At 76.2% G+C, this 323-nt stretch carries 1 pseudogene; it reads left to right on the top strand.

Going from position 1 to position 323, the window contains the following annotated elements:
* Nucleotides 1-170 precede the first annotated feature (170 nt).
* Nucleotides 171-323 (top strand): annotated as a pseudogene (locus PUR61_RS31575) (RCC1 domain-containing protein); the annotation flags it as partial.

Here is a 323-nt window from a genome sequence, read left to right as displayed (position 1 = left end):
GACGGTGCCGTTGGCGAGCAGGGCGAGGCCGAAGCCGGAGCCGGTGGAGCCGCCGGTGCCACCGGCGGCGACGTCGTTGAGCTCGGCCCCCGACCGGCCGACGTCGGACGGCGGGGTGAGGCGCGGGGTCTGGGTGCCGTCGCCGCGCGGGCGTCTCCCCTGCCGGCGCCCTGCGGCTGCTCGGCTCCGGCAGGGACTGGGGCCACCACGACCCGGGCCAGCTCCGCGACGGCACCGTCGTCAACGCCACACTACCGGTGACGGTAGCCGGACTTGAGGACGTCAAGGCCGTCGCGGCCGGTGACACCTTCAGCATGGCCCTG

It is taken from the genome of Streptomyces sp. BE20, from assembly GCF_036322525.1.
In the GTDB taxonomy this organism is placed as follows: Bacteria; Actinomycetota; Actinomycetes; order Streptomycetales; family Streptomycetaceae; genus Kitasatospora.
This window is presented reverse-complemented; position numbering and strand designations above follow the sequence as displayed.